At 58.8% G+C, this 7,472-nt stretch carries 7 protein-coding genes, 1 tRNA gene, 1 pseudogene and 1 riboswitch; of the genes and pseudogenes, 4 read left to right on the forward strand and 5 right to left on the reverse strand.

Going from position 1 to position 7,472, the window contains the following annotated elements; translation table 11 throughout:
- The 3 genes and pseudogenes from AC1XOS_RS17400 to metK all read right to left on the reverse strand — a co-directional run.
- Positions 1–991: pseudogene (locus AC1XOS_RS17400) on the reverse strand (hypothetical protein); the annotation flags it as partial.
- Positions 992–1,060: 69 nt separating this feature from the next.
- Positions 1,061–1,327, reverse strand: coding sequence for a hypothetical protein (locus AC1XOS_RS17405; RefSeq protein ID WP_481963489.1), 267 nt, complete (start codon positions 1,325–1,327; stop codon positions 1,061–1,063).
- A gap of 84 nt (positions 1,328–1,411) precedes the next feature.
- Complete coding sequence (gene metK / locus AC1XOS_RS17410) at positions 1,412–2,638, reverse strand: methionine adenosyltransferase (RefSeq protein ID WP_481963490.1); 1,227 nt, start codon at positions 2,636–2,638, stop codon at positions 1,412–1,414.
- Positions 2,639–2,704: 66 nt separating this feature from the next.
- Positions 2,705–2,813: riboswitch (SAM riboswitch) on the reverse strand.
- 91 nt (positions 2,814–2,904) lie between these two features.
- Between metK and AC1XOS_RS17415 the strand changes: the two genes are divergently transcribed.
- Positions 2,905–2,977: transfer RNA gene (locus tag AC1XOS_RS17415), tRNA-Lys, on the forward strand.
- 67 nt (positions 2,978–3,044) lie between these two features.
- On the opposite strand, the gene AC1XOS_RS17420 is transcribed toward AC1XOS_RS17415, so the two are convergent.
- Positions 3,045–3,464, reverse strand: a complete 420-nt coding sequence (locus tag AC1XOS_RS17420; RefSeq protein ID WP_481963491.1) for a GNAT family N-acetyltransferase — start codon at positions 3,462–3,464, stop codon at positions 3,045–3,047.
- 200 nt (positions 3,465–3,664) lie between these two features.
- Between AC1XOS_RS17420 and AC1XOS_RS17425 the strand changes: the two genes are divergently transcribed.
- The 3 genes from AC1XOS_RS17425 to AC1XOS_RS17435 all read left to right on the forward strand — a co-directional run bounded on the left by AC1XOS_RS17425 (position 3,665) and on the right by AC1XOS_RS17435 (position 5,666).
- Positions 3,665–4,147: an Lrp/AsnC family transcriptional regulator gene (locus AC1XOS_RS17425; protein WP_481963492.1), complete on the forward strand. Its 483-nt coding sequence runs from the start codon at positions 3,665–3,667 to the stop codon at positions 4,145–4,147.
- Positions 4,144–5,298 (forward strand): aminotransferase class I/II-fold pyridoxal phosphate-dependent enzyme, encoded by a 1,155-nt coding sequence (locus AC1XOS_RS17430; protein WP_481963493.1) that lies wholly within the window; start codon positions 4,144–4,146, stop codon positions 5,296–5,298. The genes AC1XOS_RS17425 and AC1XOS_RS17430 overlap by 4 nt, the downstream gene beginning before the upstream one ends.
- A gap of 140 nt (positions 5,299–5,438) precedes the next feature.
- Positions 5,439–5,666, forward strand: a complete 228-nt coding sequence (locus AC1XOS_RS17435) for a hypothetical protein (RefSeq protein WP_481963494.1) — start codon at positions 5,439–5,441, stop codon at positions 5,664–5,666.
- Positions 5,667–5,699: 33 nt separating this feature from the next.
- Here AC1XOS_RS17435 and uvrA read toward each other — a convergent pair.
- A partial coding sequence (gene uvrA / locus AC1XOS_RS17440; protein ID WP_481963495.1) for an excinuclease ABC subunit UvrA occupies positions 5,700–7,472 on the reverse strand: 1,773 nt, incomplete at its 5' end.

Here is a 7,472-nt window from a genome sequence, read left to right on the forward strand (position 1 = left end):
GAAACAGCTCCCCCGCACTGCGTCCCTCGGCCTGGGAAGTCACCGATTGCCGCAGAGACTCGGCCCTCATAGAGCGCTTCCCTGATGCCAATACTTGTCCCATGGGTGCGGCAGGCGGCATCTCGAATGAGGACATCACGGCCTCATGGATCTGAGGAGTGGCGGCGGGGATGATATCGGGGCCGACGGTAGGACGCGGGAGATAGAGCGGCTGGTAGAGGTCTTGGATGAAGCTCACGGGACGCCCCGACACCAGAGTTAGTTGCACCCCCTCCCAGTCTTCGTCCGTTGTGTTCTCGACCAGCGCCCAACCCTGGAGATACGGCTTCTGTCCTTCGCCCTCCCCCAGCACCAATCTATAGCTGATCTTCCAGAGCGGCGCTTCCGTGATATAGCCGACTTGCACGGTGCGTTTTTTCTTGCCCGCAAAACGTAGCTGCACCGTTCTTCGCGCATCGTCCGCGCCACTGGCCAGCACCGTAAGCGCCTCCCGTAGCTCCGTGTCGCGGCGCTCGTCGAGGAGCTTGATGAGCCGCACTTTATCCAGAGAGACGGAAACTAACCCCTCCGCGGTGATCAGGGTCAGCACCTCGACTTTTATCACAGAGCCTATGCCCTCGCCCCGTGCCTGCTTTTCTTCCTCAACCGCAACGATCTGTCCCTCGAAGCTCTCTTTATTGAGCATCTCGATCTTCAGTGAGGCCCCCCGGAGCTGGCGCAAAAGCTCGCCACGGGTGGCAAATGTGGAGACATTGACCGCGAAGCTCTGGAGGGTGCGCTCAACGGGGTCTTGCGATGGGTAGACGGCGGGAAGTGCTCCCCCCTCGGCATCAAGTAAGACCAGCGACTTTAAGATATCGTTGATCTGGTTGGTGCGAAATGTCAGGGGCACCGTGGCCTCACCTGCCTCAATCGCTCCCTCACGCTGGGTATAGGCCACCCCGGAGGAAAAAAGAGTCACGGCACAAACGGGAAGTTTAGAGCTATTCACGCCCTATTGTACAACCAAAAAAAAGCCCCCACGGCTCAGTGAGCCATGAGGGCTTCTTACGAGAGAAGACTACTTGCCAAAGACCATGGCAAAGTACTTGTCTTGATCTTTCTTGATCGGGGCTTCACAGCCGCCACAGCAGTACTTCACCGACTTGCCCTTGTACTTAGGGTTCTTGCCCGTGTAGGCCACTGACTTAGACTTGGCATCCACTTTGTTGCTAGGCATCATTGGGCAGACAGTCTGCTCTTTAGGAGCCGTAGGCTTGGGCTTTACCTGAGCAAACGCCGCACCTGCCACCGAAACAGCCACGAGGGCGATCAGCAAACGATTCATAGTTCTATCCTCCAAACAGATCGAGATGGTTCGATTCTACCTAAACTACGCTTGAGATGCTAGGGTTAGTTCCCTTAAACACGATTATTTTAGCTCGCTCGCGCGGCTGGTGTCTTCCCACGGGAAGCTGGGGTTGCCAAAGTGACCATTCTTGGCGGTAGCCTGGTAGATCGGGCGGCGCAAGTTCAGCGTCTCGATAATGCCCTTAGGGGTCAGATCGAACTTGCTCTTGAGGCGCGCCGAGATCTCGGTGTCGGGGAGCTTGCCGGTGCCAAACGTGTCCACGCGCACGGAGACAGGTTGCGCCACTCCGATGGCGTAGGCGAGCTGGATCTCACACTTGCTGGCAAGTCCTGCGGCCACGACGAGCTTGGCAAGATAGCGCGCGACATAGGCGGCAGAGCGGTCTACTTTTGTTGGATCCTTGCCGGAGAACGCACCACCACCATGACGAGCATAGCCTCCGTAGGTATCCACGATAATCTTGCGCCCGGTCAGCCCAGAGTCGCCATGAGGCCCACCAATCAGGAAGTTGCCGGTCGGGTTGACAAAGCAGCGGATCGCACTCTCGGCCACCGTAGCATCGAGGTTATCGGGGGTGAGGGCAATGAGCTCACCGGTGATGAGGCTGGGACACTCTTTCTCCAGTACAGGCCGAATCAGCAGGTCGATGATCTCTTGGCGGGCCTCGTCGGTGAAGTAAGGCTTGCCATGCTTCTCGCCCATGACGCTCTCATCGTGCTGGGTGGAGAGAACAATGGCATCGAGTCCGACGGGCTTGCCCGTGCTATCGTACTTGACCGTGACTTGGCTCTTGGCATCGGGGCGAAGCCAGGCAAGCTGCTTGGAGTTGCGCAGGTTCACATGGGTTGCGACAAGCTGGTGAGCGACTTGGATCGGCAAGGGCATCAGCGCTGCGGTATCGTCGCAAGCGTAGCCGAACATCAGGCCCTGATCGCCCGCACCACCAGAGTCAACCCCCATCGCAATATCAGGAGACTGTGCATGAATGAAGTTAAAGACACGAACTTCGTGGGCTGAGAAGAGCATTGCAGGATCGTTGTAGCCGATCTCCGCGATCACATTGCTCGCGATCTCATCCACTTTTCGGGCAGTTAGTGCGCCCTCTTTGGTGGTGATCTCACCTGCCACGACAACGGTATCCGTCGTGACAAGGGTCTCACAGGCCACACGGCTCGTGGGGAGGGCATCTAAGCAGAAATCAAGAATCGCATCGCTGATCTGATCCGCCACTTTATCCGGGTGACCGACCGAGACAGACTCCGACGTAAACAGGGAAATGTCAGACATTTTTTTCTCTCTTTATATAATTTTCATGCCTTGTCTACAAACGCAAGACGAAAACAAAGAGAGTGTCTCTTGTCTTCGCAGGAAGCGCCTGCTCGGAATTCGCACCAGGCTACGCAGATTCGCGCCGGTTGCGGTGGCTTCGTCGGGCCGGTCCCTCCACCACTCTTGACAAGACAGATGTCAGTGTTCACTCTACCATGCACAAATTTAGCCGTCAATATTCTTGACAGAGACTCCACTCTGCGATATGATTCTCCTTGCGTTTCGGGTTGTTAGCTCAGTTGGTAGAGCAGCTGACTCTTAATCAGCGGGTCATGGGTTCGAGTCCCGTACAACCCATCCGAAACTACCGCTGTTAGTGCTCTACGCTGACAGCGGTTTTTGTCATTTTTAACCCTACACATCTTTAGCCATACACATCCGGAAACTTACGGGTCATCCAGCGCCCACTGCTCTCCACTTCGAAACCAAACTGCTCATAGAGCCCATGAGCATCTTTGGTCACTAAGCCCCAGCGCCGACAACCTAGCGGAAGCAGATACGCCTCAATATCGGCCATGAGCTGTTTGCCTAGCCCACGTCCTTGAAACTCGGGGACGATAAAGACGTCGCAGAGGTAGGCAAATGTCGCGTGATCGGTGATCAGGCGTGCAAAACCAACCTGCTGATTCGTCGCGTCCTCGTAGACTCCAAAGCAGACCGAGTTCGCAATCGCGCGGTGCTGAGTCTCTTCAGAAATACCCTGTGCCCAGTAAGAATCTCGTGAGAGATAGGCATAAAGAGTGGGAAAATTCAAGCGGGCCTTGTCAGTGCTGATGGTAAACATAATGCATTGTATGGTACACTTTCGCACAGTGATATGCTTCACACTAGCTCTGGCATCGGCTATCTTGGCTGCGGCGGCTCCGGCGGCTGTGGCCGTTGCGTGATGTCGGGGATTGTTTGAAGCGCTGCACGAGAGACTTCTATAAACTAAGACCAACCGGCTCACCTCTGTGAGTCGGTTTTTTTTCTTTTGAGGGACCTATGGATCTTGAAATTTTGCGGATACTAGAGCGTGATGCCCGCCTGAGTGCGGCACAGCTCGCGGCGATGACGGGCAAGAGTGAGGCGGAGGTGGCTGCCGCCGTTGCTGCCGCTGAGCAGACAGGCGTGATCCGCTCGTACCGCACCCGGATTGACTGGGAGAAAGCTGGGGCGGGCCGGGTCTATGCCTTCATCGATGTCGCAGCGCAGCCGGAGCGTGGCACGGGCTACGATAGAATCGCGGAGCGCATCTACCGCTACCCCGAAGTGCATAGTGTCTATCTCGTCTCTGGCTCGCAGGATCTAAGAGTGGTGGTCGCGGGCAAGACGATGCAGGAAGTGGCAAACTTCGTGGCAGAGAAGCTGGCGACCATTGACGGTGTCCGAGGTACGGCGACCCACTTTCTGCTGAAGAAGTACAAGGACGATGGCGATATCTTTGGGGAGACGCCCACGGACGAAAGACTGGCGGTGACCCCATGAAATCTCTCTCGCATATCGTGGAAAATACTCCGGCATCGGGGATTCGGCGCTTTTTTGACCTCGTCGCGGAGCTCGATGACGTGATCTCTTTGGGCGTGGGCGAGCCGGACTATGTCACGCCTTGGCGCATCCGTGAGGCCGCGATCTACTCGCTGGAGAAGGGCCGCACGACCTACACGAGCAATTATGGACTTCTGGAACTCCGAGAAGCCATTGTCGCCAAGCATATCGAGCGCTACGGCACGGGCTGGAACCCGCGCACCGAAGTGCTGGTGACCGTGGGAGTCTCCGAGGCGCTGGACACGGCGTTTCGCGCGATCCTCAACCCCGGTGACGAAGTGCTGATCCCCGAGCCGTGCTACGTGAGCTACGCCCCCTGCGTCGCCTTTGCCGGCGGCGTCCCCGTGCCGGTTCCCACCCGCGCTCGTGCGGACTTTGCGACCCACCCCGAGGCGATTTCGGAGCGGATCACGGAGAAGACCAAGGCGATCCTGCTCTCCTATCCGACCAACCCAACCGGCGCGGTGATGAGCCGTGAGGGGCTCCAAAAAGTGGTGGATATGGCGGTCGAGCACGATCTCTATATCCTCAGCGATGAGATCTATGACCGGCTCTGCTACGACACGGCGCATGTCTCCGTTCCCGCTCTCGATGGCGCAAAAGACCGGACGATTCTCCTTAACGGCTTCTCCAAAGCCTACGCCATGACCGGCTGGCGGATCGGCTACGCCTGCGCGCCCGCTCCGATCATCGAGATGATGATGAAGATCCACCAGTACACCATGCTCTGCGCCCCGATCACCGCGCAGCTCGCGGCGCTGGAGGCCCTGAAAAACGCGGAGCAAGACGCCGCCGAGATGGTCGCCGACTACGATAGGCGCCGCCGCTTGTTTGTGAAAGGCCTCAATGAGCTGGGGCTGGAGTGCCGCATGCCCGGCGGGGCGTTCTATGCCTTCCCGAGCATCGAAAAAACCGGCCTGACCTCCGAGGAGTTCGCCGAGCGCCTCTTAAAAGAAGAGCGCGTCTTGGTCGTCCCCGGCGATGTCTTCGGCGACGGCGGCATCGGCCATGTGAGATGCTGCTACGCCACGGCGACCAACAAGCTCACCGAGGCGCTGGAGCGCATGGGCCGGTTCCTGAGCAAGCTGTAGCTCTCCTCCGGTATTCCCTCCTCCGGTTTTCCCTCCTCCGGTTTTCCCTCCTCCCCCTGCCCCCTCCTCCCAACCCTGCGGAGGTAGGGAGAAAGGCGGGGAGAGGGAACTGATCGCGGAGCAGAAACAGTACAGGTGACATGCGCCGCCTTGTTGCTGGTCTGCCATTTCTGCTGGCGCTTCTCAAGATTTCCTGGATTCGTTTGCGCTTCAAGTGGGCTGGTCTCACGTTGCTTCTTATCGCGACGGGTATCTTCATGCTGAACTTCCACAAGGGCACTCTTAACATTGTTTATCCTGGTGGCTGGCTGCTTGCCTTGGTTCTCTCGGTGCTGTGGGTTCGTAGTCAGCGTGCATATTTAGATTAGGCGGATTGGTGACAACTCCCCCTCCCAATCCCGTTATCGGGAGGAGGGGGCCGGGGGGAGGAGGGCTTTCAAAAATGTCCCCGTGTACGACTCGGGGCAGGCGGCGATGGTCTCTGGCGTTCCTTCGACAACCAGCGTTCCGCCGTTCTTGCCGCCGTCGGGGCCGAGGTCGAGAACCCAGTCGGCGCACTTGATGATGTCTAAGTGGTGCTCGATGACCAGGACGGTGTTTCCGGCATCCACTAAGCGATTGAGGCAGTCCAAAAGCCGCTGGATGTCGGCGAGGTGCAGGCCGGTGGTGGGCTCGTCTAAAATATAGAGATTCTTGGCACCGCGCTTGATCTTGGCTAGCTCGGTCGCGAGCTTGACACGCTGCGCCTCACCGCCGGAGAGGATGGGCGCGGGGTGGCCCAGCGTGAGGTAGCCGAGGCCCAGATCGGCGAGGACACGTAGCTTGTGGGCGATCTTCTTATGCTCTATGAAGAACGCCGCACCATCTTCGATACTCATGCCTAGCACATCGGCGATGGACTTGCCGTTGTACAAAATTTCCAGCGTCGCCGGGTTGTAGCGGCTGCCCTTGCAGGCGTGGCAGGACGCCTCCACATCCGGCATGAAGTTCAGCTTGGTGGTAATTGTCCCCTCGCCGCCGCACTCCTCACAGCGCCCGCCTTTCACATTGAAGCTAAAGCACGATGCGCTGTAGCCGCGCTCGACGGAGAGCGGAACCGACGCGAAGAGCTGCCGGATGTCGTCGTAGAAGCCCACGTAGGTCGCGGGATTGGAGCGTGGCGAGCGGCCAATGGGCGACTGGTCGATCTCGATCACATCCCCGATTTTCTCGATGCCTGTCAGGGAGTCGTGCGCCCCGGCTAAAACCCGCGAGTCGTACTTTTTGTTGTAGAGCTGCTTGTGGAGGATATCGTTGACCAGCGTCGACTTCCCCGAGCCCGATGCCCCCGTGACCGCGATAAACACCCCCAGCGGGAAGCGCACGGTCAGGTTCTTGAGGTTGTTCTCCCGCGCGCCAGTCAGCACCAGCGCCTCGTCGCTGATCGCGCGGCGTGTTTTTGGAAGCGCAATCTCGCGCCGCCCCGAGAGAAACGCCCCGGTGAGCGAGTGGGGACTCGCGCAGAGCTCGGCGACCGTGCCACTTGCCACCACTTCGCCGCCGTGAATTCCTGGCCCTGGCCCGATCTCTAGAATATGGTCGGCGGCGCGGACCGTGTCGGTGTCGTGCTCGACCACGATCACGGTGTTGCCGATATCGCGAAGCCGCTGCAGGGTCGCGATCAGCTTCTCGTTGTCTTTCGGGTGCAGGCCAATGCTCGGCTCATCCAGCACATAGAGCATCCCCATCAGCCCACTGGCGATCTGCGCGGAGAGCCGAATCCGTTGCGACTCCCCGCCGGAGAGTGTGCCCGAGCGCCGCGAGAGAGACAAATAATCCAGCCCGATATCGCAGAGAAGTTCGAGCTGCGAGAGGATCGCCTGGAGGATCTGCTGCGCCGCCTCCGGGCTACGTGTGGGTGGGGGCAACGTGCGCAAAAACGCGGCGGCATCGGCGAGGGTCAGGTTGCTCAGGGCGTGGATATCCGTCCCACCAAGCCAAATCCGGGTTCGCGAGCGGCGCAGGCGAACGCCCTGACAGTCCGGGCAGGTCGTCTCGACCATGACTTTTCGTAGCCAGTCCTCGACATTGGAGTTAGACTCCTGCTTCTGACGGTACCCACGATACCAGCGATCTATCTGGGTGGCGACCCCTGCAAACTTCTGCTTCTTGCCGATGCTACGGTCATCGCGCCC

This window comes from Armatimonas sp., from assembly GCF_964826245.1.

What these genes read in the sequence shown, in the direction of transcription:
- AC1XOS_RS17425 (WP_481963492.1), top strand. Translation starts at nt 3,665, where the DNA reads ATGGATCTTGAAATTTTGCGGATACTAGAGCGTGATGCCCGCCTGAGT.
- AC1XOS_RS17420 (WP_481963491.1), bottom strand. Translation starts at nt 3,464, where the DNA reads ATGTTTACCATCAGCACTGACAAGGCCCGCTTGAATTTTCCCACTCTT.
- AC1XOS_RS17430 (WP_481963493.1), top strand. Translation starts at nt 4,144, where the DNA reads ATGAAATCTCTCTCGCATATCGTGGAAAATACTCCGGCATCGGGGATT.
- AC1XOS_RS17435 (WP_481963494.1), top strand. Translation starts at nt 5,439, where the DNA reads ATGCGCCGCCTTGTTGCTGGTCTGCCATTTCTGCTGGCGCTTCTCAAG.
- AC1XOS_RS17405 (WP_481963489.1), bottom strand. Translation starts at nt 1,327, where the DNA reads ATGAATCGTTTGCTGATCGCCCTCGTGGCTGTTTCGGTGGCAGGTGCG.
- metK (WP_481963490.1), bottom strand. Translation starts at nt 2,638, where the DNA reads ATGTCTGACATTTCCCTGTTTACGTCGGAGTCTGTCTCGGTCGGTCAC.